Below are 25,455 nucleotides of genomic sequence, written 5' to 3' on the forward strand. Positions count from 1 at the left end.
GACCCCCCAACGAGTATCAGGACGAGTCATTACACGGACCTCATCAGGAGAGTCATGGCGACCAGCACCAGCGTGCCGCCGAACATGGAGAGCGCGTACGAGCGGACGTAGCCGTTCTGGACCCGCCGCAGCCGGCCGGACAGGCCGCCGATCGTGGCGGCCAGGCCGTTGACGAGGCCGTCCAAGCCGCGGCTGTCGAAGAAGACCAGGGTCGCGGCGAGGGCCGAGCCCGGCCGTACCAGCACGGCGTGGTTGAAGTCGTCCTGCAGCAGGTCGCGGCGGGCGGCCCGGGTGAGCGGGGAGCCGACCGGCGGCACCACCGGGACCGGCGCGCGCCCGTACATCAGGTACGCGAGGGCGACGCCGGCCAGCATGCAGGCCGTGGTCAGCAGGGTGACGGTCAGCGGGGTGAGCGGCGAGTTGCCCTCCGCGTACCCGGTGACCGGCTCCAGCCACTTCAGGAACGAGTCGTTGTAGGCGAACAGCCCGCCCGCGAAGACCGAGCCGAAGGCCAGCAGGATCATCGGGATCGTCATGGTCTTCGGCGACTCGTGCGGGTGCGGGGCGTTGCCGTCCTCGTCCGGCTGCCAGCGCTTCTCGCCGAAGAAGGTCAGCACCATCACCCGGGTCATGTAGAACGCGGTGACGGCGGCGCCGACCAGGGTGCACAGGCCGAGGATCCAGCCCTCGGTGCCGCCCTTGGCGAAGGCCGCCTCGATGATCTTGTCCTTGGAGAAGAACCCGGACAGGCCCGGGAAGCCGATGATCGCCAGGTAGCCGAGGCCGAAGGTGACGAAGGTGACCGGCATGTACTTGCGCAGGCCACCGTAGTGACGCATGTTCACCTCGTCGTTCATGCCGTGCATGACCGACCCGGCGCCGAGGAACAGCCCGGCCTTGAAGAAGCCGTGGGTCACCAGGTGCATGATCGCGAAGGCGTAGCCGATCGGGCCGAGCCCGGCCGCCAGCACCATGTAGCCGATCTGCGACATGGTCGAGCCGGCCAGCGCCTTCTTGATGTCGTCCTTGGCGCAACCGACGATCGCACCGAACAGCAGCGTGACCGCACCGACCACCACCACGGCGGTCTGGGCGTCCGGCGCCAGGTCGAAGATCGCCGAGGAGCGGGTGATCAGGTAGACGCCGGCGGTCACCATGGTGGCCGCGTGGATCAGCGCCGACACCGGGGTCGGGCCCTCCATGGCGTCGCCGAGCCAGGACTGCAGCGGCACCTGGGCCGACTTGCCGCAGGCTGCCAGCAGCAGCATCAGGCCGATCGCCGTCAGCTTGCCCTCGCTCGCCTGGTGCGCGCCGCCGACTGCGCCTTCCGAACCGAGGATCGGGCCGAAGGCGAAGGAGCCGAACTCGGCGAACATCAGCATGATCGCGATGGACAGGCCCATGTCGCCGACCCGGTTGACGATGAACGCCTTCTTGGCCGCCGTCGCCGCGCTCGGCTTGTGCTGCCAGAAGCCGATCAGCAGGTACGAGGCCAGGCCCACGCCCTCCCAACCGAAGTACAGCACCAGGTAGTTGTCGGCGACCACCAGCAGCAGCATGGCGGCCAGGAACAGGTTCAGGTACGCGAAGAAGCGGCGCCGGCGCTCGTCGTGCGCCATGTAGCCGACCGAGTAGAGGTGGATCAGCGTGCCGACGCCGGTGATCAGCAGGACGAAGGTCATCGACAACTGGTCGAGCTGGAAGGTCATGTCGGCCTGGAAGCCGTTCACCGAGATCCAGCTGAACAGGTGCTTGGTGACCGCCCGGTGCTCGGCGTCACGGCCGAGCATGTCGGAGAAGAGCGCCAGGCCGAAGCCGAACGAGAGCGCCGCGAGCGCGGTGGCCAGCCAGTGGCCGAACCGGTCCAGCGCCCGGCCGCCGAGCAGCAGCAGGGCGGCGCCGGCCAGCGGAGCCGCCACCAGCAGCGGAATGAGAGAGTTCACCGAGGGCCCTCCGCCTACAGCTTCATCAGGTTGCTGTCGTCGACCGAAGCGGAGTGCCTGGTCCGGAAGATGGAGACGATGATGGCGAGGCCGACCACGACCTCGGCCGCCGCGACCACCATCGTGAAGAACGCGATGATCTGACCGTCCAGGGTCCCGTGCATCCGGGAGAAGGTCACCAGCGCCAGGTTCGAGGCGTTCAGCATCAGCTCCACGCACATGAACAGCACGATCGCATTGCGCCGGATCAGCACCCCGGACGCGCCGATGGTGAACAACAGGGCCGACAGGTACAGATAGTTGACCGGGTTCACTCCGCGCCCTCCTGGTCCGTCCGGCCGTTCTCGCCGTTCGCCGCCTCGTGGTTGGGCACCGGCTCCAGCGACTTGCGCGGACCGGTCACCACCGGCCGCTCGGAGGACGGACGGCCCAGCCAGTCCGCCGTGCTGTTCTCCAGCTCCGCCATCCGCTGCACCATCGCCTGGCTGACGTCCCGGATCTGGCCGCGCTCGCGCAGCGTCGCCATCACCGAGTCCTCCGCGATCGTGCCGTCCGGCAGCAGACCCGGCACGTTCACCGCGTTGTGCCGCGCGTACACGCCCGGCGCCGGCAGCGGCGGCAGCTGGATGTTGTCCATGACTCGCTGCGCCGCCAACTCGCGCTGCGTCTTCGGCGCCTTCACGTGCTCGCGGTGGGTCAGCACCATCGCGCCGATAGCCGCGGTGATCAGCAGCGCGCCGGTGACCTCGAAGGCCCACACGTAGCGGGTGAAGATCAGCCGGGCCAGGCCCGGAACGTTGCCCTCGGCGTTCGCCTCGGCCAGCCCGGTGAAGTGGTCCAGCTTGGCGTTGGCGATCCCGGCGATCAGCAGCACGCCGAAGCCCAGCCCGCACAGCACCGCGGCGAACCGCTGGCCCTTCAGCTGCTCCTTGAGGGAGTCCTCGCTGGTGACGCCGACCAGCATCACCACGAACAGGAACAGCATCATGATCGCGCCGGTGTAGACCACGATCTGCACCACGCCCAGGAACACCGCGCCCTGGGCCATGTAACAGACCGCCAGCGCCATCATGGTGGCCGCCAGGCACAGCGCGCTGTGCACGGCCTTCCTCATCAGCAGCATGCCGAGCGCGCCGCCGACCGCGATCACCGCGAGCACCCAGAACTGGACGGCCTCGCCGGTGGAGGTCGTCCCCGTCGCCGCCAGGGTCCTACCGGTTTCGAGGATCAGGGACCCGTTCACTGCTGCGCCTCCTTCTCCCGGTCGGTGCGCTCCTGCTGCACCGTCCCCGGCGCGGCCGCGGTGATCTCGCCCCGGTAGTACGCGCCCTCGTCGGTGCCCGGGAAGATCGCGTGCGGGGTGTCGACCATGCCCTCGGACAGGCCCACCAGCAGCTGCTCCTTGGTGAAGATCAGGTCCCGCCGGGAGGAGTCGGCCAGCTCGTACTCGTTGGTCATGGTGAGCGCGCGGGTCGGGCAGGCCTCGATGCACAGCCCGCACAGGATGCAGCGGGCGTAGTTGATCTGGTAGACCGCGCCGTAGCGCTCGCCCGGCGAGTAGCGCTCCTCGTCCCGGTTGTCCGCGCCCTCCACGTAGATCGCGTCGGCCGGGCACGCCCACGCGCACAGCTCGCAGCCGACGCACTTCTCCAGGCCGTCCGGGTGCCGGTTCAGCTGGTGGCGGCCGTGGAAGCGCGGAGCGGTGGGCTTCTTCTGCTCCGGGTACTGCTCGGTGAGCCGCTTCTTGAACATGGCCTTGAAGGTCACGCCGAAGCCGGCGGCCGGACCGAGGATCGACGGCCGGTCGGCCCGCTCGGGCCGGTCCGTACGGTCGGACTGGTCAGACTGGTCGGACTTGTCGGACGACATCGCGGTTCAGCTCCCTTCGGAATGGTCGGCCCCGTTGAGGGCGTCCTGGAGTTGCTTCGGGGCGCGGCTACGCCTGCGCGGTACCGGCGGGAGCACCTGGCCCGGCAGCGGTGGGACCGGGTAGCCGCCCTCCATCGGGTCGAACTCGCCCTTCGGCGGGGCCTCTTCGGGCTCCGGCTGCTTCCTCAGGAAGTCCCACAGCAGCGCCAGCAACAGGACCGCCCCGACCGGGGCGCCCACGTACAGCACCACCTCGCCGAAGCCGTAGCCCTCGTTGCGCAGCGCCCGCACGCTCGCGATCAGCACCAGCCACACCAGCGAGACCGGGATCAGCACCTTCCAGCCCAGCTTCATGAACTGGTCGTAGCGGAGCCGGGGCAGCGTGCCGCGCAGCCAGATGAAGAAGAACAGCAGCAGCTGGATCTTCAGCGTGATCCACAGCATCGGCCACCAGCCGTGGTTGGCGCCCTCCCAGAAGGTCGAGACCGGCCACGGGGCCCGCCAGCCGCCCAGGAAGAGGGTCGAGGCCACCGCCGAGACCGTCACCATGTTCACGTACTCGGCCAGCATGAACATCGCGAACTTCAGCGAGGAGTACTCGGTGTTGAAGCCGCCGACCAGCTCGCCCTCGGCCTCCGGGAGGTCGAACGGCGCCCGGTTGGTCTCCCCGACCATCGAGATGATGTAGACGATGAACGACACCGGCAGCAGCGCCGCGAACCAGGTCGTCTGCTGGTGCGCCACGATCTCCGAGGTCGACATCGAGCCCGAGTAGATGAACACCGCCGCGAAGGACAGGCCCATCGCGATCTCGTAGCTGATCATCTGCGCGGACGAGCGCAGCCCGCCCAGCAGCGGGTACGTCGAACCGGAGGACCAGCCGGCCAGCACGATGCCGTAGATGCCCACCGAGGCCGTCGCCAGGATGTACAGCAGGGCCACCGGGAGGTCGGTCAGCTGCAGCGGCGTCCGGGTGCCGAAGATCGACACCTCGTTGCCGGCCGGGCCGAACGGGATCACCGCGAAGGCCATGAAGGCCGGGATGGCACAGACGATCGGGGCCAGGATGTAGACCACCTTGTCCGAGCCCTTGACCACCAGGTCTTCCTTCAGCGCCAGCTTCACGCCGTCCGCCAGGGACTGCAGCAGGCCCCACGGCCCGTGCCGGTTCGGCCCGATGCGCAGCTGCATCCAGGCCACCACCTTGCGCTCCCAGACGATCGCGATCAGCACCGTCAGGACCAGGAAGGCGAAGCAGAACACCGCCTTCAGCAGGACCAGCCACCACGGGTCCTGGCCGAAGAAGTGGAGCGTCTCGTACGGCTGCGGAGTCATCGGTCCTCCCCTTCGCCCGCGGTCGTGTCGGCTTCGTCCGCGGCCGTGTCGGCCGGGGCCTGCGCCACCGAAGCCTGTGCCGCCTGAGCCTGTGCCGCCGGCTCGGGTTCGACCTCGGCCGCGGCGATCGTGACCAGGTGGCCGACAGTGGTGCCGAGCGCGCGGTGGGCGCCGCCCGGCGTGGAGTCGAGCGGGATCCAGACCGTACGGTCCGGGATCGAGTCGGTGACCTCCAGCGGCAGGGTCAGCGAGCCGGCCGGGCCGGTCAGCCGCAGCCCGGCGGCCGCCTCGGCGCCGACCTCCTTCGCCGTCTCGGCGGAGATCCGGGCCACCGCCCGGTGCCGGGTGCCCGCCAGGTGCGGATCGCCCTGCTGCAGCACGCCGTTGTCCAGCAGGTAACGCCAACCCGCCAGCACCGCCTGGCCGGTGGCCGGACGGGGCAGCAGGCCCGGGTGCGCCGCCGGGTCCGCCGCGCGGTCGCCCTCCCAGGGGGTGAAACCGTCCAGCTCCAGCCGCGCCGCCCGCACGTCGGGCAGGCCCAGCCGGTGGCCCAGCGCGTGCGCCAGCATGCTCAGCACCCGCAGGTCCGACTCCAGGTGCCGGCCCATCTGCTGGTCCGGTTTGAGCGCCGCCTCGAACATCCGCACCCGGCCCTCCCAGTCCAGGAAGGTGCCGGCCTTCTCCGCCACCGCCGCCACCGGCAGCACCACGTCCGCCCGCGCCGTCACCGCGGAGGGCCGCAGCTCCAGCGACACCACGAACGGGACCGCCGCCAGCGCCTCGTCGGCCAGCGCCGGGTCTGGCAGGTCGTCCGGGTCCACGCCGCCGACCAGCAGCGCGTCCAACTCGCCCTGCGCGGCCGCCGCCAGCATCTGGTCGGTGGACCGGCCCGGCTTGGAGGGCAGCTCCGCCACCCCCCACAGCGCGGCCGCCTCGGCCCGCGCCCCCGGAGCGGCCAGCGGACGGCCACCGGGCAGCAAGCCCGGCAGCGCACCCGCCTCCACGGCCCCGCGCTCACCCGCGCGGCGCGGCACCCACGCCAGCCGCGCGCCGGTCGCGTGCGCCAGCCGCAGCACCGCCGTCAACGCGCCCGGCACGGCGGCCAGCCGCTCGCCCACCATGATCACCGCGCCGGGCGTGCGCAGCAGTTCGGCCGCCCGGCCCGCGTCGTCGCTCAGCGGCTCGTCCGCCGCCAGCGCCGCGAGCCACTCCGGCTCGGTGCCCGGCGCGGCCGGCAGCAGCGCGCCGCGCAGCTTGGCCAGGCCCCGGGAGCCGAACGCGGCCACCGAGAACACCTTCTGGCCGCGGCCGCGGACCGCCTTGCGCAGCCGCAGGAAGACGATCGGCGACTCCTCCTCCGGCTCGAAGCCCGCCAGCAGCACCGCCGGCGCCTGCTCCAACAGCTCGTAGGTCAGGCCGTCGCCGTCCACGTCGATGCCCCGCCCGGCCACGGCCGCGGCCAGGAATTCCGCCTCCTCGCCACTGTGCGGGCGGACCCGGAAGTCCACGTCGTTGGTGCCCAGCACCACCCGCGCGAACTTGGCGTACGCGTACGCGTCCTCGACCGTGACCCGGCCGCCGGCCAGCACGCCCGTCCGGGCGCCGCGCAGGCCCTCGGCGGCCTTCGCCAGCGCCTCCGGCCAGGAGGCCGGCACCAGTTCGCCGTCCACCCGCACCAGCGGGGTGGTCAGCCGGTCCCGCTGCTGGGCGTACCGGAAGGCGAAACGGCCCTTGTCGCAGTTCCACTCCTCGTTCACCGCCGGGTCCTCGCCCGCCAGCCGGCGCAGCACCTTTCCGCGCCGGTGGTCGGTGCGCTGCGCGCAGCCCGCCGAGCAGTGCTCGCACACGCTCGGCGAGGACACCAGGTCGAAGGGGCGCGAGCGGAACCGGTAGGCCGCCGAGGTCAGCGCACCCACCGGGCAGATCTGGATGGTGTTCCCGGAGAAGTACGACTCGAAGTCGTCCCCCTCACCGGTGCCGACCTGCTGCAGCGCCCCGCGCTCCACCAGGTCGATGAACGGGTCCCCGGCGATCTGCTGCGAGAAACGGGTGCAACGAGCGCACAGCACGCAGCGCTCGCGGTCCAGCAGCACCTGGCTGCTGATCGGCACCGGCTTCTCGTAGGTGCGCTTCATGCCCTCGAAGCGGGAGTCGGCGGCGCCGCTGCTCATCGCCTGGTTCTGCAGCGGGCACTCGCCGCCCTTGTCGCAGACCGGGCAGTCCAGCGGGTGGTTGATCAGCAGCAGCTCCATCACGCCGCGCTGCGCCTTCTCCGCCACCGGCGAGCTGAGCTGGGTGCGCACCACCATGCCCTCGGCCACCGGGATCGTGCAGGAGGCGACCGGCTTGCGCTGGCCCTCGATCTCGACGATGCACTGGCGGCAGGCGCCGGCCGGGTCGAGCAGCGGGTGGTCGCAGAAGCGCGGGATCTGGGTGCCGACGGTCTCGGCCGCCCGGATCACCAACGTCCCCTTGGGGACCTGCACTTCGACGCCGTCGATGGTGAGCGTGACCAGTTCGACCGCGGGCTTGTCTCCCGTGGAGGCGGTTGGCTCTGTGATCGTCACGCGTGCACCTCCCTTTCGGTGGCGGACTGGTGGCCGGGGCGGGGGCCGTCGGCCCAGACGGTGGAGGCGGCCGGGTCGAACGGGCAGCGGCGCTCGGCCAGGTGCTGCTCGTACTCGGCCCGGAAGTGCTGCAGTGAGGAGACGATCGGACTGGCCGCACCGTCGCCCAGCGCGCAGAAGGACTTGCCGTTGATGTTGTCCGCGATGTCGAGGAGCTTCTCCAGGTCCCCCTCGACACCCTCGCCCGCCTCGACCCGCTTGAGCAGCTGGACCAGCCAGTAGGTGCCCTCCCGGCAGGGGGTGCACTTGCCGCAGGACTCGTGGGCGTAGAACTCCGTCCAGCGGGTGACCGCCCGCACCACGCAGGTGGTCTCGTCGAAGACCTGCAGCGCCTTGGTGCCGAGCATCGAGCCGGCCGCGCCGACGCCCTCGTAGTCCAGCGGGACGTCGAGGTGCTCGTCGGTGAACATCGGGGTGGACGAGCCGCCCGGGGTCCAGAACTTCAGCCGGTGCCCGGCGCGGATGCCACCGCTGAGGTCGAGCAGCTGGCGCAGCGTGACGCCCAGCGGGGCCTCGTACTGGCCGGGGTTGGTGACGTGCCCGGAGAGCGAATAGAGCGTGAAGCCGGGGGACTTCTCGGTGCCCAGGCCCTTGAACCACTCCTTGCCGCGGGCCAGGATCGGCGGCACCGAGGCGATCGACTCGACGTTGTTGACCACCGTCGGGCAGGCGTACAGGCCGGCGATCGCCGGGAACGGGGGCCGCAGCCGGGGCTGGCCGCGGCGGCCCTCCAGCGAGTCCAGCAGCGCCGTCTCCTCGCCGCAGATGTACGCGCCGGCGCCGGCGTGCACGGTGATGTCGAGGTCGACGCCGGAGCCGAGGATGTTCCGGCCGAGCAGGCCCGCCCGGTACGCCTCGGCGACCGCCGCGTGCAGCCGGCGCAGCACCGGGACGACCTCGCCGCGCAGGTAGATGAACGCGTGGTCGCAGCGGATCGCGTAGGAGGCGATGATCATTCCCTCGATGAGGGAGTGCGGGTTCGCGAACAGCAGCGGGATGTCCTTGCAGGTGCCCGGCTCGGACTCGTCGGCGTTGACCACCAGGTAGTGCGGCTTGCCGTCGTTCTGCGGGATGAACTGCCACTTCATGCCGGTGGGGAAGCCGGCGCCGCCGCGGCCGCGCAGACCGGAGTCCTTGACCAGGGCGATCACGTCGTCCGGGGGCATGGCGAGGGCGGCCTTGAGGCCCTCGTAGCCGTGGTGGCGGCGGTAGGTGTCGAGCGTCCAGGGACGGCTGTCGTCCCAGGAGTCGGACAGGACGGGGGTGAGCAGCTTCTCGGCCGGCTCGGCGGAGGTCATCACGCCTCGCTCCCTTCCTGGCCGGTGCCCTCGGTGCGGGGCGCGTCGGTGTGCGGCAGCTCGTCGCGGGACTCGCCGGTGTGCGGCGGTTCCTCGCGGGACGCCTCGGTGTGCGGCGGTTCCTCGCGGGACGCCTCGGTGTGCGGCGGTTCCTCGCGGGGCGGTTCGTGGCGGGGTGAGACGACCCTGGTGCCGGGGGTGCCGGGCAGGGCCTCGCCGCGGGCCAGCCGCAGACCGGCCAGGGAGGGTGCCCCGCCGGCGCCGGACTCGTCGTTGGCGCCCGGGCGCTCGTCCGGGAAACCGGCCAGGATCCGGGCGGTCTCCTTGAAACCGCACAGCCGGGCGCCGCGGGTGGGCCGGACCTCACGACCGGCGCGCAGGTCGTCGACCAGCTGCCGGGCGCTCTCCGGGGACTGGTTGTCGAAGAACTCCCAGTTGACCATCACCACGGGCGCGTAGTCGCAGGCCGCGTTGCACTCGATGTGCTCGATCGAGACCTCGCCGTCCTCGGTGGTCTCGTTGTTGCCGATGCCCAGGTGCTCCTGGAGCTCGGCGAAGATCTGGTCGCCGCCGAGCACCGCGCACAGGGTGTTGGTGCAGACCCCGACGTGGTACTTCCCGGCCGGGCGCCGCCGGTACATGGTGTAGAAGGTCGCGACGGCGGTGACCTCGGCGGTGGTGAGGTCCAACTGCTCGGCGCAGAACCGGATCCCGGTCCGGCTGACGAAGCCCTCCTCCGCCTGCACCAGGTGCAGCAGCGGCAGCAGCGCCGAGCGGGACTGCGGGTAGCGGGCGATCAGCTCGGCGGCGTCGGAGGCCAGCCGGGCGTGCACCTCCTCGGGGTACGGTGCGGCCGGCAGCGCCGGCAGTCCGAGTTCGACGTTGGTCACCGGTCCACGCCTCCCATCACCGGGTCGATCCCGGCCACCGCGACGATCACGTCGGCCACCTGGCCGCCCTCGCACATCGCCGCCATCGTCTGCAGATTGGTGAACGACGGGTCCCGGAAGTGGACCCGGTACGGGCGCGTCCCGCCGTCGCTGACCACGTGCACGCCCAGCTCGCCCTTGGGTGACTCGACCGCCGCGTACGCCTGGCCGACCGGGACCCGGAAGCCCTCGGTGACCAGCTTGAAGTGGTGGATCAGGGCCTCCATCGAGGTGCCCATGATCTTGCGGATGTGGTCGAGGGAGTTGCCCATCCCGTCCGGGCCGACGGCCAGTTGGGCGGGCCAGGCGATCTTCCTGTCGGCCACCATCACCGGCCCCGGGCGCAGCCGGTCCAGGCACTGCTCGACGATCCGCAGCGACTGCTTCATCTCCTCCAGGCGGATCAGGAAGCGCCCGTAGGAGTCCGCGCTGTCGGCGACCGCGACCTCGAAGTCGTAGTCCTCGTAGCCGCAGTACGGGTCGGTCTTGCGCAGGTCGTGCGGCAGGCCGGTGGCGCGCAGGATCGGGCCGGTGGCGCCGAGGGCCAGGCACCCGGGCAGGTCCAGGAAGCCGACGTCGACCAGCCGGGCCTTGAACACCGGGTTGCCGGTGGCGAGTTTGTCGTACTCGTGCATCCGGGAGCGGAAGACCTTGACCGCCTCGCGGATCTGGTCGACGGCGCCGGGCGGCAGGTCCTGGGCGAGGCCGCCGGGGCGCACGTACGCGTGGTTCATACGCAGGCCGGTGACCAGCTCGAAGACGTCCAGGATCAGCTCGCGGTCCCGGAAGCCGTAGATCATCAGAGTGGTGGAGCCGATCTCCATGCCGCCGGTGGCCAGGCAGACCAGGTGCGAGGCGATCCGGTTGAGCTCCATCATCATCACGCGGACGACGTTGGCCCGCTCCGGGACGTCGCCGGTGATGCCGAGCAGCTTCTCGACCGCCAGGCAGTAGGCGGTCTCGTTGAACAGCGGGGTCAGGTAGTCCATGCGGGTCACGAAGGTGGTGCCCTGGACCCAGTTGCGGAACTCCATGTTCTTCTCGATGCCGGTGTGGAGGTAGCCGATGCCGCAGCGGGCCTCCTTCACCGTCTCGCCGTCGATCTCCAGGATCAGCCGCAGCACGCCGTGGGTGGACGGGTGCTGGGGGCCCATGTTGACGATGATGCGTTCGTCGTCGGCCCGGCCGATCGCCTCGACCACCTCGCCCCAGTCGCCGCCGGTGACGGTGAAGACCCGGCCCTCGGTGGTCTCGCGGGCGTCTGCTTCCTCGTAGTGCTGAGTGTCCATCAGCTGTACGACCTCCGCTGGTCGGGAGCCGGGATCTGGGCGCCCTTGTACTCGACGGGGATGCCGCCGAGCGGGTAGTCCTTGCGCTGCGGGTGGCCCAGCCAGTCGTCCGGCATCATGATCCGGGTGAGCGCCGGGTGGCCGTCGAAGACCAGGCCGAAGAAGTCGTAGACCTCGCGCTCGTGCCAGTCGTTGGTCGGGTAGACGCTCACCACGGAGGGGACGCGCGGGTCGGCGTCGGGCGCGGTGACCTCCAGCCGGATCAGCCGACCGTGGGTGATCGACCGCAGGTGGTAGACCGCGTGCAGCTCGCGGCCCTTGTCGCCGGGGTAGTGCACGCCGCTCACGCCCAGGCACAGTTCGAAGCGCAGCGCCGGGTCGTCGCGTAGGACGCGGACGGTCTTCAGCAGGTGGACGCGGTCCACGTGGAAGGTGAGTTCACCGCGGTCGACCACGGTCTTCTCGATCACCTCGGCCGGGTCCAGGCCCTGCTCCTCCAGGGCGCCCTCCAACTCGTCGGCGACCTCGTCGAACCAGCCGCCGTACGGGCGTTCGCTCGGGCCGGGCAGCACGATCGGGGCCGCCAGACCGCCGAAGCCGGAGGTGTCGCCGCTGTCCTTGGCGCCGAACATGCCCTGACGGCGGCCGACCACCTCGACCGGGATCTCGCGGACCGGCTGGTCCCGGCGGGTCTCGGGTACCTGCTCGTTCATTGCAGCTGCCCCCGCATCTCGCTGATCGGGGTGGCCTGCAGGGCGAGCGCCTCGCCAAGCTCCTCGGCCCGGCGCCGGTTCACGCCCAGCGGCTCGTGCTGGATCTTGTCGTGCAGCTTCAGGATCGCGTCCATCAGCATCTCCGGACGGGGCGGACAGCCGGGCAGGTAGATGTCCACCGGGACGATGTGGTCGACGCCCTGCACGATCGCGTAGTTGTTGAACATCCCGCCGGAGGAGGCGCAGACGCCCATCGAGATCACCCACTTGGGGTTGGGCATCTGGTCGTACACCTGGCGCAGCACCGGTGCCATCTTCTGGCTCACCCGGCCCGCCACGATCATCAGATCGGCCTGCCGGGGGGAGCCCCGGAAGACCTCCATGCCGAACCGGGCCAGGTCGTAGCGGCCGGCACCGGTGGTCATCATCTCGATCGCGCAGCAGGCCAGACCGAAGGTGGCCGGGAAGAGTGACGCCTTGCGCACCCAGCCGGCGGCCGTCTCCACGGTCGTGAGCAGAAAGCCGCTCGGCAGCTTCTCCTCGATTCCCATCAGATCCCTCTCAATGCCCTCAAGTCCTCTGGTACGTCCGCCCGTTCGGGCTTGTCCGCTCGTTCACAAGGGCGGCGGCCACCCCGCGCTCAGTCCCACTCCAGACCGCCGCGGCGCCAGACGTAGGCGTACGCGACGAAGACGGTGGCGATGAAGAGCAGCATCTCGACCAACCCGAAGATCCCCAGGGCGTCGAAGGTCACGGCCCAGGGGTAGAGGAAGACGATCTCGATGTCGAAGACGATGAAGAGCATCGCCGTCAGGTAGTACTTGATCGGGAACCGACCACCGCCCACGGGCTGCGGGGTCGGCTCGATGCCGCACTCGTACGCCTCCAACTTGGCCCGGTTGTAGCGCTTGGGGCCGGTGAGTGAGGCCATCACGACGGAGCCGACCGCGAACGCCGCCGCGATGGCACCGAGTACGAGGATCGGCGCGTAGGCATTCATAGCCCCCGCTCCCTCCGTCCAGTCGTCCTTGACTGCAGATCGGAACCGGCGGGTCACGCTGCGGTGAACCCGCCTTCCGGTTCCCGGGATCCACCTCATGTGAGGCAGTTCACAAAGCCTGGAACGAGCGCATCCTATGCCCGTCCGCTTGTGATCTGCGACACGCAGTTCACCGCGATCTTTGTGATCTACGACACCATGTGAATGGTGGCGAATGTGAACATGCCCAGATTTGTCAACGCAAAGGAGTCAAATGATCACAACCAGTCGCATTTACTTGTGAAGGGGCTGGTCAGGGGCGTATTCCTATATCAACTATGCGCCGACGCGGGCAAATTTCAGGGCGCCATGTTGACGTGTTATAGCGGCTCACTCGCAGGGGTGGCGGGGGTCCGAACGCCCGCTTGACCCTTCGTTCACAAGCGCGCGCAGTCGGCGTCCGTCGGCTACCTCTTGCCGGCCGTCTGCTCCCACACCCAGGCCGCGATGCCCACCCGGTTACGGGCACCGAGCTTGCGCTGGACGCTGGCGAGGTGGTTCTTCACCGTCCCCGGTGAGATGAACAGCCCCGCACCGATCTCCGCGTTGGTCGCCCCGTCCGCCACCTGCTCGGCGATCTCCCTTTCCCGCGCGGTCAGTTCCTCCACCGGGCCGGCCGCCAGCGGCCCCGCCGTCCGCGCACCGGCCACCGGCCCGGGCTTCGGCTCCGCGCCCGGAAGTGCCATGTGCCGCAGGAGCCGCACGGTGACCTGCGGGCTGATCAACGCGTCCCCGGCCATCGCCGCCCTGATCGCCTCGATCAGCAACACCGGCCCCGAGCGCTTCAGCAGGAATCCCGCCGCACCGTGCCGCAGCGCCGTGTGCACGTACTCGTCCAGGTCGAAGGTGGTCACCACGATCACCTTGCACTGGCCGGCCAACTGCCGGGTGACCTCCAGACCGTCCAGCTTCGGCATCCGGATGTCCGCGAGCACCACGTCCGGCCGCAGCCTCCTCGCCTCCTCCACCGCCGCGGCACCGTCCGCCGCCTCGGCCACCACCGTCATGTCCGGCTGGACGTCCAGGATCATCCGGAACGCGCTACGGACGTCCGCCTGGTCGTCCGCGATCAGGATCCGAACCGGCCCCGTGCCACTGCTCATCCCCGCACCTCCCCCATGCCGACCCGCGTCGGCCTCTGTGATCGTTCCGGCCCGCCGACAGCCGCGTCCAGCGGCAACACCGCCGTCACCCGCCAGCCCTTCCGCTCGTACGGACCGGCCTCCAGCGAGCCGCCGAGGGCTTCCACCCGGGCCGCCAGCCCCGGGAGCCCGCTCCCGCCGCCGCCACGCGGCCGCCCGCCCGGGGCCGGCGGCCCGCCATCGTCCGTCACGGTCAACTCCAGCCGTCCGTCGCTCTGACGGGCCCGGACCTCGACCGCTCGGGCGGCCGGAGCGTGCCGCCGGACGTTGGTCAGGGACTCGACCACGATCCGGTGCACGGTGCCCTCCACCTCACGCGGCACCGGCCCCTCCGGCAACTCCACCCGGACCTCGGCGCCGCCCGAGGCGGTGAACTGATCGGCCACCTGCGCGAGTTCGGCGAGACCGGGCTGCGGACCGCGGCCGGCCGCCTCCTCGCTGCGCAGCAGTTGCACCGTCCGGTCCAGCGAGGCCAGCGCCCGCTGCCCGGCCTGCTCTATCCGCTCGAACATCTCGGCCGCCCGCGCCGGGTCGATGGCCGCCAGATACGCCCCCGCCTGGGCCTGGGCGACCATGCCGCTGACGTCGTGCGCGACGAAGTCGTGCAGGTCGTGGGCCAGTTCGAGCCGCTGGGCACGCTTGGCCTCGGCCACCGCGCGGGCCCGGCCGTCGTCCAGGCCGCGCAGGTAGAGCCCGATCAGCACGGCCGGCAGGGACAGCGTCGATCCGAAGCCGAAGAGCGTGAGCGCGTCGGCGGGCCCATCGAACCGGGACGGCCAGAGGGCTACCGCTCCGCCCGCCGTCCAGGCCGCCGCCGCGCACCGCGGGCCGTCCTCGGCGCGCAGGCTGAGGACCACCGCCAGCAGCAGCCCGGCCAGTTCGACCAGGCCGACCAGCCCGGTCCAACGCGCCGCCTCCGTCCAGTGGCCGGTGACCCAGACGACGACCGAGACCGTCGCCGACACCGCGCCGAGCACGGTCGTCACGGCGGCCGTGCCGTGGCGCTCGCGGACCATCCAGGCCGGCACCAGCAGGACCGGGACGACCAGCGACAGGATCTGAATCATCGTCACCACCTCTCATCGACTGCCGTCACATTACGACGCGGTCCGGGCGGTGCGCTTGTGCCGATCGGCATATTTCACAGGCCGGTTGAGCAGGGAGAACAGCCCGATCGGCACTGCCGCGGACCCCTGTCGGACCTCGAGTCTTGAGTCATCGCACCGGCCGATGGGGCCGGACAGGATGGGAGTCCACCATGTCGAAGCTCGTGATCAACTCTCGGGGCACCGCCCGCCAGACCGACCCGGCCGCCCCGGACATCCAGGACGCCCCGCCCGCCCCGGGCGTCCCGGACGCCCCGCGCTGGGCCCAGCTGGCCGCCAAGGCCGCCGCCTTGAGCACCGTCCCCTCGGGGGTGTGGCGGATCGCCTTCGGCTTCGGTGTCCCGGTCGGCTTCACCGGGGCCACGGCCGCGGCCTTCGACGCGCACCAGCCGGGTTGGGGCACCGTCTACTGCGTGGCGCTGAGCGCCCTGGCCGAGACACTGGCCTTCCTGACCGTCGGCCTGGTCCGCCCCTGGGGCCTGGTGACACCCGGCTGGATCCCACTGATCGGCGGTCGACGGGTCCGGCCGCTCGCCGCGATCGTCCCGGCGCTGCTGGGCTCAGCGCTGCTCACCTTCCTCGGCATGGAGGCGCTGTTCGGCGGCTGGGCCCACAACCTGGCCGAGCCGGATTCGCCGCGCGGCTTCGCCGCCGTGGTGATGACCCTCGCCTACCTGCCCCTGGTCGCCTGGGGCCCGCTGCTCGGCGCGGTCACCCTCGACTACGCCCGCCGGACGCTGCGGCGGCGCCGGTGACCACGACCACGGATCACGCCGGGGCCGGCTCCCGCTTCTGCTCTCCGGCCCCTGCGTCCGCCCCCGGATCCGCCCCGGCACCTGCCCCGCCCTCTGCCCGGGCCGGGCGCGGCGCGGGAGCGGTGCGACGGCCCCACTCGGTGGCGACCAGCACCAGGGCTCCGCCGACCAGGGCGAGCGGGCCCATCCGGTTCCCGGCCAGGGTGATCCCGAAGACGGCGGCCCACAGCGGTTCGGTGCCGAGCAGCAGGCTGACGCGGGAGGGCGAAGTGGCCCGCACGGCCCACATCTGGACGAAGAAGGCGAACAGGGTGCAGAACAAGGACAGGTGCAGCAGCCAGGCCCACTGGCCGGCCCCGTACGAGCGGGCCACGGTCCACGGCGCCGGCCCCACGGACAGCGCGACGACGGCGAACACTCCGGTGGCCGTGGCGAGTTGCACCCAGGTCACGGCGAGCATGTCGGTGTCGCGCAGGGCCCGGGTGCGGGCCATGGCGAGGACGTACGCGGAGCGGACGAGGGCGGCACCCAGCACCAGCAGGTCACCGAGCGAGGGAGCGCGCAGCCCGCCGTCGCCGGTGAGCAGGGCGACGCCGAGGACGGCCAGCCCGGCGGCCCCCAGGAAGGCCCGCGGTGGTGCGGTCCGGCCGAGGGCGCTCTCGCCGAGCGGGGTGAGCACCATCGCGAGGCTGATGATCAGCCCGGCGTTGGTCGCGGAGGTGTGCACAGCTCCGTAGGTCTCCAGCAGGAAGATCCCGCTGAGCACCAGTCCCAGTGCGGCGCCGCCGAGCCACTCGGCACGGCTCAGCCTCCGCAGAGCCCGCCAGGCGACCACCCCGAGCAGCGGCAGCACCAGCCCGAAGCGCAGGACGAGCATCGCCACGACGGTCCCCGGCTCGGCCACCCGCTGGACGGCGAGGAAGCTCGACCCCCACACCACCGCCACGAGCAGCACCGGAAGATCACGAAGGACCGAGGAGGACGAGTCCTTGGACTGGGAGGCAGGCATGACGAGGATCCCTCCGAGCGAACGGAACCGGCGGGCGCGAGGACCGTACGGCGTCGGACGGACCCAGGAGCCGGGCGGAAGGCCCGGCGGTGGACGGGGCACTGCGCGGAAACGAGGGGCGCCATCCTCGCTCACCGGACGGCCGGTGATCAATGTCGTTCCGGACACCGGATGGTCAGCCGTCGATCAGTCCGTTCGCCACGGCGATCGCCTCGATGTCGGTCGGCGTTCCGGACATGATGACGCGCACGTGCTCGGTGACGAGCTCGACCGGCCAGTCCCACCAGGCCGCGCGGCGCAAGCGCTCGATGTCGGCGTCGTCGAAGCGCCGCCTGATCGGCCGGGCGGGGTTGCCGCCGACGATGGTGTAGGGCTCGACGTCGGCGGTGACCATCGCACCAGCCGCGACGATCGCGCCGTCGCCGATCCGGACTCCGGGCAGCACGGTGGCCCCGAAGCCGAACCAGACGTCGTTGCCGATCACGATGTCGCCCCGGCTGGGCAGGTCCGTGACGATGTCGAGGGTCCGCTCGGTCCAGCTGCCGCCGAACATCGTGAAGGGGAAGGTGGAGACGCCGATGGCCGGGTGGGCGGCACCGGCCATCAGGAAGCGGGTCCCGGTGGCGATCGCGCAGTACTTCCCGATCACCAGGCGCTCGGGGCCGTACGCATAGAGGACGTTGCGCTCCTCGAAGCGGGTGGCGCCGTCGGGGTCGTCGAAGTAGGTGTACTCGCCGACCTCGATCCGCGGGTCGGTGACGAGCGGTCGCAACAGGACGACACGATCGTGGCCGGTGAGCGGGTGGAGCACGGTGGGATCGGGGATGGCGGTCGCAGTCACTCAGGCTCCTCTCGTAATGCGACTGAAGTCGCATTACGATGAGCATGGCACGCCACCACCCCCGCAGCAAGCCTTAATGCGACTGGAGTCGACTTTGACCGGAGCCACCCATCCCGAGCAGCCACCCCATGCCCCCACCCCCCGCCCGGGCGGCCGCAGCGCACGGGTCCGGGCGGACGTGGTCACCGCCACGCTCGCCGAGGTCACGGAGAAGGGGTACGACGGCCTCACCGTCGAGGCGGTCGCCACCCGCTCCGGCGTCCACAAGGCGACCCTCTACCGACGGTGGGGCGGCGTGGACGGGCTGGTCGCCGATGCCCTGACCGCATCCGCCGACCAGCCCTGGCCGCTGCCCGACACCGGCGACCTCCGACAGGACCTCCGACGGATCACCCAGGAGGTGTTCAGCGTCTTCACCGACCCGGAGCTGGGCCCCACGCCCACCGCACTGATCTCCGCGGCCCAGCGCTCCGACACCGGCGCGGCCGCCCTGCGCGCCTTCTTCGCCGCCCGCCACCGACAGGCCGCCGGGGTGGCCGAACGGGCGGTCACCCGCGGCGAGTTGCCTGCCGGAACGGACGGCGCCGAGGTGGTCCGCGCCGCTACCGCCCCGCTCTACTACCGCCTGTTCGTCTCCGGCGAGCCACTGGACGCCCGCACGGCCGAGCGGGCCGCCGACGCCGCCGCCCTCGCCGCCCGCGCCGGGCTCTTCACCTCCGCCGAGGAGGACTCCGCCAGCTCGGCCACCCCCGCCACCCCGCCCACCCTCGCCCCACCGGCAAGACCGACCATCCTTGCCCCACCGGCAAGACCGGCAACATAGGCAACACTCGCCATACCGGCAATACCCGTAGCGTGACCGCCATCGAGCGCGACAGCACCGACGGAATCCCCACCCCCCCAGGCCCATCTGACCGCCCATCACACCCCCGGGCCCCGGGGAACCACGGCCGTCCCGCCCCCTACCGCATCCCCACCCGGCCGTGGATGATTCCTCCATGACAATCCAGCCGTCCACCACCCCCCGGAAGGCCCGTCACGTGAAGCGCACGCACTGGGCGCTGGTCGCCGCCGCCACCGTCCTCCCGCTCGTGGCGAGCACCGGCACCGCCGTCGCGGGCACCTCCGCCCCCGCGGCCACTACCCCCGCCGCCGGCTGCACCTACACACCAGCTGTACCGGCCGACAATTTCAAGGGAATCCCGGTCTTCGACGCGAAGAAGGCGGCCCAGCCCTACCGCGCGACGCTGCGGACCAGCCAGGGCGCGATCACCTTCGAGGCGCTGACCGACAAGGCGCCCTGCACCACCTTCTCGTTCCGCTTCCTCGCCGAGCACGACTACTTCGACCGCAGCCACTGCCACCGCCTCACCACCCAGCGGATCTACGTCCTGCAGTGCGGCGACCCGACCGGGACGGGCAGCGGCGGGCCCGGCTACTCCTTCCCGGACGAGAACCTGACCGGCGCCACCTACCCGGCCGGCACCGTCGCCATGGCCAACGCCGGCCCGAACACCAACGGCAGCCAGTTCTTCTTCGTCTGGAAGGACACCAAGCTCTCCCCTGCCTACACCCCGTTCGGCCGGATCACGGCGGGCCTGGACGTCCTGCAGAAGATCGCCGCCGGCGGCGAGGACGACCAGAACAACCCCGGCGACGGCTTCCCCAACCTCCCCGTGAACATCCGCCACGTGAAGCTCAGCACCCGCTGACCGAAGGCGGGTCGGGCAGCCCGGGCCGACCCGGGGCGACCCCGGCCCGCCGCCGACCGCCCGCCGACTGCCCCTCTGCCCGCCGACCCGACCGTCGCGCCGACCGCCCGACGCCCGCCTCCCTGCCCGCCGACCGACCGCCGCACCGCACCGCGCAGCTCCCGTACGGTGGCAGCACCAACCACACCGCAGGGGAGCAGCGCCGCATGGACAGCCGGATCTGGGAGAGCGTCGACCACCTGGTCGCATGGCTGGACGGGCAGAGCACGCAGTCGCCCCAGGAGGAGCGCCTGCTGCGGATCCTCAAGCTCTCCGAGGAGGTCGGCGAGGTCGGCGCGGCCGTGATCGGCGCCACCGGCCAGAACCCGCGCAAGGGGGTGACCCACAGCTGGGAGGACGTCCAGCACGAGCTCTGCGACGTCGTCTTCACCGCCCTCGTCGCCCTGCGGACGCTCACCCCCGACGCGGCCCGGGTCTTCGCCGACCGGCTGGCCTACGTCGAACAGCGGTCCGCCGCCTCGCGGCGCCCGGTCGACGGGCCCCCGGAGACGGCGGCGGAGCCGGGCTAGCGGCCGGCGCCACATGCCGGACTAGGCGTTCGGCGCGACCCGGGCGAGCCCGTTGATGACGCGGTCCATCGCGTCGCCGCCCTGCGGGTCGGTCAGGTTGGCGAGCAGCTTGAGGGTGAAGCGCATCAGCATCGGGTGGGTGAGGCCGCGCTGGGCGGCGATCTGCATCACCTTCGGGTTGCCGATGAGCTTCACGAAGGCGCGGCCCAGCGTGTAGTAGCCGCCGTACACGTCCTTGAGGGTGCGCGGGTAGGCGTGGAGGGCGCGCTCCCGGCCGCCGTCGGTGACCCGGGCGAGGGCCTGCACGATGACCCCGGCGGCGATCTGGCCGGATTCCATCGCATAGGCGATGCCCTCGCCGTTGAACGGGTTGACCATGCCGCCCGCGTCGCCGACGAGCAACAGGCCGCGGGTGTAGTGCGGCTGCCGGTTGAAGGCCATCGGCAGCGCGGCGCCGCGGATCGGCTCGGTCATGTTGTCGGGGGTGCAGCCCCACTCCTCCGGCATGCCGGCGCACCAGGCCTTGAGCACCTCGCGCCAGTCCAGTTCGCCGAAGGCCGGCGAGGAGTTGAGGATGCCGAGGCCGACGTTGGAGGTGCCGTCGCCCATGCCGAAGACCCAGCCGTAGCCGGGCAGCAGCTTGCGCTGCCCCTCGCGGGTGTCCCACAGCTCCAGCCAGGACTCCAGGTAGTCGTCGTCGTGGCGCGGCGAGGTGAAGTAGGTGCGGTAGGCGACGCCCATCGGGCGGTCCTCGCGCCGGTGCAGGCCCATGGCGAGCGAGAGCCTGGTCGAGTTGCCGTCGGCGGCGACCACCAGCGGGGCGCGGAAGGTGACCGGCCGCTTCTCGTCGCCGAGCTTGGCGGTGACGCCGACGATCCGCCCGGTGCGCTCGTCCAGGAGCGGCCCGCTGACGTTGCAGCGCTCGTAGAGCCGCGCGCCGGCCTTCTCGGCCTGACGGGCCAGCAGCTCGTCGAAGTCGGCGCGCTTGCGGACCAGGCCGTAGTCGGGGAAGGAGGACAGCTCGGGCCAGTCCAGCTCGAGGCGGACGCCGCCGCCGATGATGCGCAGGCCCTTGTTGTGCAGCCAGCCGTTCTCGGTGGAGACGTCGATGCCCATGTCCACCAGCTGCTTGGTGGCACGTGGGGTCAGGCCGTCGCCGCAGACCTTCTCGCGGGGGAAGGCGGTCTTCTCCAGCAGCAGCACGTCCAGCCCGGCCTGGGCCAGGTAGTAGGCGGTGGTGGATCCGGCCGGGCCCGCGCCGACCACGATGACGTCGGCCGTGCTCTCCACCGGGGCGTCCGGCTTCGTCAGATCGGCTGCGGTCTCGGACACGTGGACACACTCCTGGAGCTGCGGCGGGGGACGGCGGCTTTTGTCTCCGGCAGTCTAGTTCCGCTCACGCCGCCGGAAGCGCCCGCGCCCCGGGAGCGCGGCCGCGACACCGTCCCGGCCGACCGACCGCCCGGCCCCGGCGACTACGCGGTCTTGTACGCCCGGTGCAGCGCGACGATCCCGCCGGTGAGGTTCCGCCAGGCGACCTTCGACCAGCCGCTCTCCTGCAGCTTGGCGGCCAGGCCCGGCTGGTCCGGCCAGCTCCGGATGGACTCGGCGAGGTAGACGTACGCCTCCGGGTTGCTGCTGACGGCCGTGGCGACCGGCGGCAGCGCGCGCATCAGGTACTCGGTGTAGACCGTCCGGAACGGCGTCCACGTCGGCGTGGAGAACTCACAGATCACCAGCTTGCCGCCGGGCTTGGTGACCCGAAGCATCTCGCGCAGCGCCTCGTCGGTGTCCTGGACGTTGCGCAGCGCGAAGGAGATCGTCACCGAGTCGAAGGTGCCGTCGGCGAACGGCAGCCGGGTGGCGTCCCCGGCGGTGAGCGCCAGCTCGGGGTGGCGGGCCTTGCCCTCGGTGAGCATGCCGACCGAGAAGTCGCACGGGACGACCTGGGCCCCGGCCTCGACGAAGGGCAGCGAGGAGGTACCGGTGCCGGCCCCGAGGTCGAGCACGAGGTCCCCCGGTCCGGCGGCCACCGCCTCGGCCACCGCCCGGCGCCAGGCGCGGGCCTGGCCGAGGGAGAGCACGTCGTTGGTGCGGTCGTACTTGGCCGCGACGTCGTCGAACATGGCGGCGACTTCGTGCGGCTGCTTGTCCAGAGAGGCTCGGGTCACGCCCCCATTGTTCACCCTTCCACGGACACCCCGACCAACGGGGCGTGCCGACGGGCCTCCGACGGGGCGCACCAGCGGGTCACCAACGGGTCACCAACGGGTCCCCGACGGGCCGCCGAGGGTCACCCCGCGTTCGACGGGGCACACCCACCGGCTGCCGAGCCGCTCCCTCAGTGCTGCCCGCGCCGCCCGCCCGCGCGCCGCTTCCGGCGGGAGCGCTTGCCGTGCGTTATCGCGGGCATCCCGTCCGCCAGCGCCTCCGTCGCCAGGGCGAGGTTGGCGGCCAGCCGCCCCTGCCCGGCGCGGATCGCGACGGCCTTCCGGTAGCGCCAGATGCGCAGCACGCAGATCACGAAGAGCACCACGGCGACCGGCACGCTGAACCGGGCCAGGCCCACGCCGACCGGCTGCGGGTAGGTGTCGCCGCAGATCCGCACCGCGCCCGCGTCGTCGGCCGCGTGCTCCAGGCAGACCGGGTCGCCGATCTTGATGCCGTCCGCGAGCGGCAGCGCGGCCGCGGTGTGCGGCTGCCCGCCGACCCGGTAGCTGACGGCGCTGTAGGTGCCGCCGCCGGTCGGGAGCTGGGTGACGACGCCCTCGACTCTCACCGGGTGCGCCTCGATCCGGTCGGCCTGGTCGGCCTGACGCCAACCCAGCAGGCACATGCTGACGGCCAGCACGGCGCTGAGCAGGGCGGCGAGGTACCAACCACGGCCCAACCGCGGGACGCGCGGCGGGGGAACGGTCGCGGTTCGCATGGTTCCTGTCCTGGCTTGCCTTCGGGACCGGGGACGCGGCCCCGCCGCCCGCGGGCACGGGCGGTGATGTGGTGAGGGTGCGGATGTGAGCTGTCCGGGATCGTATCCGCTGGCGGGCCCTCAGGTCACGGCGAAGGGACAATCACTCCCCGTCACCGGCGCCGGAGTTCGGGTGCACACGAAGAAAGTCCGTTGTGCCGCAAGGAAATCCGACTACTGACGAGTACGTCACACTGGCGCCGCCGACGCCCGCAGCTCCCCCCTAAGGCCCCCGCCGGACCGGCTCAGCGCCGCCGGTACACCAACCGCCCGCCCAGCACCGTGGCCAGGCACCCGCCCGCCACCGGCTCGGCACGCCCCTCCCCCGCCGCCGGGACCACAGCCGCGACCACCGTCGGGACCCCTGCCGAGACCGAGACCGAGGCCGAGACCGCGACCGCGAACACCGCGAAGTCCGCCCGGCCCCCGGCCGCCACCCGCCCGTACACGGCCTCCGCGAACGGCAGCACGGCCAGCGGATCCAACGGCCCCGCACCGGCACCGCTCGAAACACCCGAGGAACCCGAGGAACCCGAGGAGCCCGAGGAGCCCGGGGAGCCCGGCAGCCCCGCCAGCCCCGACCGCGCCACCGCCGTCCGCACCGACGCCCGTTCGAACGGCCCGGCCACCGCCGTCACCCCGAACCCGAGCATCCGCTGCAGCCCGCGCCGCGCGCTCGCCCCGCACCGCACCTCGTCCGTGGATCCGACCAACCCGTCCGCCACCGGCTCGACGCCGATCTCCTCCCGCGGATCCGGGTGGTAGGCCCGCTCCAACAGCCAGTGCCCGTACGGGTTGCGCAGCCCGGGCGCGAGCAGCGCCGAGCCCCAGTCCCGTACCCGCGCGCCCGGGTGGGCCGCCAGCAGCTCCTCGTACGGCCCGACCGCCTCGACGTGCTCGCCGCGCACCACCACCGCCCCGTCCGCGATGGACGGGGCGGTGGGATCGGCCGGGTCGGGCAGCACGAACGCGGCCCGGTGCAGGGTCAGCACGGCGGGGGGAGCGTCCTCAGTTGTTGTTCAGGATCTTCAGCTCGGGGTGCGCCGTGCCGCCCTCGATCGCCGTGGAGGCGATGTGCGAGGCGACCCGCGGGTCGACCGGGTCGTCGGCCGGGTCGACCAGCACCCGCAGGTGCTCGTACGTGGTCGAGCGCTGCGCCGGGACGCGGTCGGCGGCCCGGATCAGGTGGATCAGCTCGGTGAGGTTGGAACGGTGCTTGGCACCGGCTGCCGAGACGACGTTCTCCTCCAGCATGACCGAGCCGAGGTCGTCCGCGCCGTAGTGCAGGGACAGCTGGCCCGCTTCCTTGCCGGTGGTGAGCCAGGAGCCCTGGATGTGGGCGATGTTGTCGAGGAACAGGCGGGCGATGGCGATCATCCGCAGGTACTCGAAGACGGTGGCCTGGGTCGAGCCCTTCAGGTGGTTGTTCTGCGGCTGGTAGGTGTAGGGGATGAAGGCCCGGAAGCCGCCGGTGCGGTCCTGCACGTCGCGGATCATCCGCAGGTGCTCGATCCGCTCGGCGTTGGTCTCGCCGGTGCCCATCAGCATGGTGGAGGTGGACTCCACGCCGAGGCCGTGGGCGGCCTCCATGATCTCCAGCCAGCGCTCGCCGGACTCCTTCAGCGGGGCGATCGCCTTGCGCGGACGCTCCGGCAGCAGCTCGGCGCCGGCGCCGGCGAAGGAGTCCAGGCCCGCCTTGTGGATCCGGGTGATCGCCTCCTCGATGGAGACGCCGGAGATCCGGGACATGTGCTCGACCTCGGAGGCGCCCAGCGAGTGGATCACCAGCTGCGGGAAGTCGGCCTTGATCGCCGAGAACGCGCGCTCGTAGTACTCCACGCCGTAGTCCGGGTGGTGGCCGCCCTGGAACATGATCTGGGTGCCGCCCAGCTCGACGGTCTCGGCGCAGCGGCGCAGGATCTCGTCGAGCTCGCGGGACCAGCCCTTGTCGCTCTTCGGCGGCACGTAGAAGGCGCAGAACTTGCACGCCGTCACGCAGACGTTGGTGTAGTTGATGTTCCGCTCGATGATGTACGTCGCGATGTGCTCGGTACCGGCGTAGCGGCGGCGGCGCACCGCGTCGGCGGCGGAGCCGAGCGCGTGCAGCGGCGCCGAGCGGTAGAGCTCCAGCGCCTCTTCCGGAGTGATCCGGCCGCCGGCGGCGGCCCGGTCGAGCACGGCCTGCAGGTCGGTGCTGGACGCATCGAGGGTGGTCGCTGCGAGCTCGGTCACCTGACGGCCTTCTCTCTACTCGGGTGGTACGCGGGTGGCGCTCGGGTGGTGCTGCTGCCTGCGCCGCCGACACGGACAA

At 71.6% G+C, this 25,455-nt stretch carries 25 protein-coding genes; 4 read left to right on the top strand and 21 right to left on the bottom strand.

Annotated features, from left to right (window positions below):
• Nucleotides 1–29 precede the first annotated feature (29 nt).
• From nuoL to ACZ52R_RS08410, 14 genes are all read right to left on the bottom strand, one after another.
• Complete coding sequence (nuoL, locus tag ACZ52R_RS08345) at nucleotides 30–1,943, bottom strand: NADH-quinone oxidoreductase subunit L (RefSeq protein WP_360494486.1); 1,914 nt, start codon at nucleotides 1,941–1,943, stop codon at nucleotides 30–32.
• 14 nt (nucleotides 1,944–1,957) lie between these two features.
• Nucleotides 1,958–2,257, bottom strand: coding sequence for an NADH-quinone oxidoreductase subunit NuoK (nuoK, locus tag ACZ52R_RS08350; RefSeq protein WP_030235394.1), 300 nt, complete (start codon nucleotides 2,255–2,257; stop codon nucleotides 1,958–1,960).
• Complete coding sequence (locus ACZ52R_RS08355; protein WP_465661392.1) at nucleotides 2,254–3,186, bottom strand: NADH-quinone oxidoreductase subunit J; 933 nt, start codon at nucleotides 3,184–3,186, stop codon at nucleotides 2,254–2,256. Before ACZ52R_RS08355 ends, nuoK begins: the two co-directional genes overlap by 4 nt.
• Nucleotides 3,183–3,812: an NADH-quinone oxidoreductase subunit NuoI gene (gene nuoI, locus ACZ52R_RS08360; RefSeq protein WP_360494492.1), complete on the bottom strand. Its 630-nt coding sequence runs from the start codon at nucleotides 3,810–3,812 to the stop codon at nucleotides 3,183–3,185. Before nuoI ends, ACZ52R_RS08355 begins: the two co-directional genes overlap by 4 nt.
• Before the next feature lie 6 nt (nucleotides 3,813–3,818).
• Nucleotides 3,819–5,147, bottom strand: coding sequence for an NADH-quinone oxidoreductase subunit NuoH (gene nuoH / locus ACZ52R_RS08365; protein ID WP_360494495.1), 1,329 nt, complete (start codon nucleotides 5,145–5,147; stop codon nucleotides 3,819–3,821).
• Nucleotides 5,144–7,714: an NADH-quinone oxidoreductase subunit G gene (locus ACZ52R_RS08370; RefSeq protein ID WP_465753169.1), complete on the bottom strand. Its 2,571-nt coding sequence runs from the start codon at nucleotides 7,712–7,714 to the stop codon at nucleotides 5,144–5,146. The genes nuoH and ACZ52R_RS08370 overlap by 4 nt, the downstream gene beginning before the upstream one ends.
• Nucleotides 7,711–9,072 carry an NADH-quinone oxidoreductase subunit NuoF gene (gene nuoF, locus ACZ52R_RS08375; protein WP_360494498.1) on the bottom strand — a complete coding sequence of 454 codons (1,362 nt, stop codon included), beginning with the start codon at nucleotides 9,070–9,072 and terminating at the stop codon, nucleotides 7,711–7,713. The genes ACZ52R_RS08370 and nuoF overlap by 4 nt, the downstream gene beginning before the upstream one ends.
• A complete protein-coding gene (nuoE, locus tag ACZ52R_RS08380) occupies nucleotides 9,072–9,941 on the bottom strand; it encodes an NADH-quinone oxidoreductase subunit NuoE (RefSeq protein WP_465616888.1) in 870 nt (289 codons plus the stop codon). Before nuoE ends, nuoF begins: the two co-directional genes overlap by 1 nt.
• 17 nt (nucleotides 9,942–9,958) lie before the next feature.
• On the bottom strand, nucleotides 9,959–11,290 hold the full coding sequence (locus ACZ52R_RS08385; protein WP_465616551.1) for an NADH-quinone oxidoreductase subunit D: 1,332 nt from the start codon (nucleotides 11,288–11,290) through the stop codon (nucleotides 9,959–9,961).
• Entirely contained in the window at nucleotides 11,290–12,003 is a 714-nt protein-coding gene (locus ACZ52R_RS08390) for an NADH-quinone oxidoreductase subunit C (RefSeq protein WP_465753171.1), read from the bottom strand. The genes ACZ52R_RS08385 and ACZ52R_RS08390 overlap by 1 nt, the downstream gene beginning before the upstream one ends.
• Nucleotides 12,000–12,554 carry a NuoB/complex I 20 kDa subunit family protein gene (locus ACZ52R_RS08395; RefSeq protein WP_360494507.1) on the bottom strand — a complete coding sequence of 185 codons (555 nt, stop codon included), beginning with the start codon at nucleotides 12,552–12,554 and terminating at the stop codon, nucleotides 12,000–12,002. Before ACZ52R_RS08395 ends, ACZ52R_RS08390 begins: the two co-directional genes overlap by 4 nt.
• A gap of 89 nt (nucleotides 12,555–12,643) precedes the next feature.
• A complete protein-coding gene (locus tag ACZ52R_RS08400) occupies nucleotides 12,644–13,003 on the bottom strand; it encodes an NADH-quinone oxidoreductase subunit A (protein ID WP_030060100.1) in 360 nt (119 codons plus the stop codon).
• A 446-nt stretch (nucleotides 13,004–13,449) separates the two neighbouring features.
• Nucleotides 13,450–14,145, bottom strand: a complete 696-nt coding sequence (locus ACZ52R_RS08405) for a response regulator (RefSeq protein ID WP_465616547.1) — start codon at nucleotides 14,143–14,145, stop codon at nucleotides 13,450–13,452.
• Nucleotides 14,142–15,251: a sensor histidine kinase gene (locus ACZ52R_RS08410; RefSeq protein ID WP_465753173.1), complete on the bottom strand. Its 1,110-nt coding sequence runs from the start codon at nucleotides 15,249–15,251 to the stop codon at nucleotides 14,142–14,144. The genes ACZ52R_RS08405 and ACZ52R_RS08410 overlap by 4 nt, the downstream gene beginning before the upstream one ends.
• Before the next feature lie 191 nt (nucleotides 15,252–15,442).
• Between ACZ52R_RS08410 and ACZ52R_RS08415 the strand changes: the two genes are divergently transcribed.
• On the top strand, nucleotides 15,443–16,045 hold the full coding sequence (locus tag ACZ52R_RS08415) for a hypothetical protein (protein WP_465616543.1): 603 nt from the start codon (nucleotides 15,443–15,445) through the stop codon (nucleotides 16,043–16,045).
• Between the two features lie 13 nt (nucleotides 16,046–16,058).
• On the opposite strand, the gene ACZ52R_RS08420 is transcribed toward ACZ52R_RS08415, so the two are convergent.
• Both ACZ52R_RS08420 and ACZ52R_RS08425 read right to left on the bottom strand, forming a co-directional pair.
• Entirely contained in the window at nucleotides 16,059–17,054 is a 996-nt protein-coding gene (locus ACZ52R_RS08420; protein WP_465753175.1) for a DMT family transporter, read from the bottom strand.
• 175 nt (nucleotides 17,055–17,229) lie between these two features.
• Nucleotides 17,230–17,895: a CatB-related O-acetyltransferase gene (locus tag ACZ52R_RS08425; protein ID WP_465753177.1), complete on the bottom strand. Its 666-nt coding sequence runs from the start codon at nucleotides 17,893–17,895 to the stop codon at nucleotides 17,230–17,232.
• Between the two features lie 94 nt (nucleotides 17,896–17,989).
• On the opposite strand from ACZ52R_RS08425, the gene ACZ52R_RS08430 reads away from it, so the two are divergent.
• The 3 genes from ACZ52R_RS08430 to ACZ52R_RS08440 all read left to right on the top strand — a co-directional run bounded on the left by ACZ52R_RS08430 (nucleotide 17,990) and on the right by ACZ52R_RS08440 (nucleotide 20,176).
• Nucleotides 17,990–18,718 carry a TetR/AcrR family transcriptional regulator gene (locus tag ACZ52R_RS08430; RefSeq protein WP_465616537.1) on the top strand — a complete coding sequence of 243 codons (729 nt, stop codon included), beginning with the start codon at nucleotides 17,990–17,992 and terminating at the stop codon, nucleotides 18,716–18,718.
• A gap of 175 nt (nucleotides 18,719–18,893) precedes the next feature.
• The gene (locus ACZ52R_RS08435; RefSeq protein ID WP_465616535.1) at nucleotides 18,894–19,607 is read left to right on the top strand and encodes a peptidylprolyl isomerase; all 714 of its coding nucleotides are present in this window, start codon (nucleotides 18,894–18,896) and stop codon (nucleotides 19,605–19,607) included.
• Nucleotides 19,608–19,813: 206 nt separating this feature from the next.
• Nucleotides 19,814–20,176, top strand: coding sequence for a MazG-like family protein (locus tag ACZ52R_RS08440; RefSeq protein WP_360494528.1), 363 nt, complete (start codon nucleotides 19,814–19,816; stop codon nucleotides 20,174–20,176).
• Between the two features lie 21 nt (nucleotides 20,177–20,197).
• Here the strand turns inward: ACZ52R_RS08440 and ACZ52R_RS08445 are convergent, their stop codons facing one another.
• From ACZ52R_RS08445 to mqnC, 5 genes are all read right to left on the bottom strand, one after another.
• On the bottom strand, nucleotides 20,198–21,508 hold the full coding sequence (locus ACZ52R_RS08445; RefSeq protein WP_465616533.1) for a geranylgeranyl reductase family protein: 1,311 nt from the start codon (nucleotides 21,506–21,508) through the stop codon (nucleotides 20,198–20,200).
• 143 nt (nucleotides 21,509–21,651) lie between these two features.
• Nucleotides 21,652–22,347, bottom strand: a complete 696-nt coding sequence (locus tag ACZ52R_RS08450; RefSeq protein ID WP_360494534.1) for a demethylmenaquinone methyltransferase — start codon at nucleotides 22,345–22,347, stop codon at nucleotides 21,652–21,654.
• 170 nt (nucleotides 22,348–22,517) lie between these two features.
• Nucleotides 22,518–23,105, bottom strand: a complete 588-nt coding sequence (locus tag ACZ52R_RS08455) for a hypothetical protein (protein ID WP_360494537.1) — start codon at nucleotides 23,103–23,105, stop codon at nucleotides 22,518–22,520.
• Nucleotides 23,106–23,389: 284 nt separating this feature from the next.
• Nucleotides 23,390–24,136, bottom strand: a complete 747-nt coding sequence (locus tag ACZ52R_RS08460; RefSeq protein WP_465753179.1) for an amidohydrolase family protein — start codon at nucleotides 24,134–24,136, stop codon at nucleotides 23,390–23,392.
• Between the two features lie 16 nt (nucleotides 24,137–24,152).
• Complete coding sequence (gene mqnC / locus ACZ52R_RS08465; protein ID WP_360494543.1) at nucleotides 24,153–25,376, bottom strand: cyclic dehypoxanthinyl futalosine synthase; 1,224 nt, start codon at nucleotides 25,374–25,376, stop codon at nucleotides 24,153–24,155.
• Nucleotides 25,377–25,455 lie beyond the last annotated feature (79 nt).

It is taken from the genome of Kitasatospora sp. NPDC034023 (assembly GCF_055575795.1).

Coding starts and splice junctions, on each gene's coding strand:
- nuoI (WP_360494492.1), bottom strand. CDS start 3,812: ATGTCGTCCGACAAGTCCGACCAGTCTGACCAGTCCGACCGTACGGAC.
- nuoH (WP_360494495.1), bottom strand. CDS start 5,147: ATGACTCCGCAGCCGTACGAGACGCTCCACTTCTTCGGCCAGGACCCG.
- nuoF (WP_360494498.1), bottom strand. CDS start 9,072: ATGACCTCCGCCGAGCCGGCCGAGAAGCTGCTCACCCCCGTCCTGTCC.
- ACZ52R_RS08385 (WP_465616551.1), bottom strand. CDS start 11,290: ATGGACACTCAGCACTACGAGGAAGCAGACGCCCGCGAGACCACCGAG.
- ACZ52R_RS08390 (WP_465753171.1), bottom strand. CDS start 12,003: ATGAACGAGCAGGTACCCGAGACCCGCCGGGACCAGCCGGTCCGCGAG.
- ACZ52R_RS08395 (WP_360494507.1), bottom strand. CDS start 12,554: ATGGGAATCGAGGAGAAGCTGCCGAGCGGCTTTCTGCTCACGACCGTG.
- ACZ52R_RS08400 (WP_030060100.1), bottom strand. CDS start 13,003: ATGAATGCCTACGCGCCGATCCTCGTACTCGGTGCCATCGCGGCGGCG.
- ACZ52R_RS08405 (WP_465616547.1), bottom strand. CDS start 14,145: ATGAGCAGTGGCACGGGGCCGGTTCGGATCCTGATCGCGGACGACCAG.
- ACZ52R_RS08410 (WP_465753173.1), bottom strand. CDS start 15,251: ATGATTCAGATCCTGTCGCTGGTCGTCCCGGTCCTGCTGGTGCCGGCC.
- ACZ52R_RS08415 (WP_465616543.1), top strand. CDS start 15,443: ATGTCGAAGCTCGTGATCAACTCTCGGGGCACCGCCCGCCAGACCGAC.
- ACZ52R_RS08420 (WP_465753175.1), bottom strand. CDS start 17,054: ATGCCTGCCTCCCAGTCCAAGGACTCGTCCTCCTCGGTCCTTCGTGAT.
- ACZ52R_RS08435 (WP_465616535.1), top strand. CDS start 18,894: ATGACAATCCAGCCGTCCACCACCCCCCGGAAGGCCCGTCACGTGAAG.
- ACZ52R_RS08440 (WP_360494528.1), top strand. CDS start 19,814: ATGGACAGCCGGATCTGGGAGAGCGTCGACCACCTGGTCGCATGGCTG.
- ACZ52R_RS08455 (WP_360494537.1), bottom strand. CDS start 23,105: ATGCGAACCGCGACCGTTCCCCCGCCGCGCGTCCCGCGGTTGGGCCGT.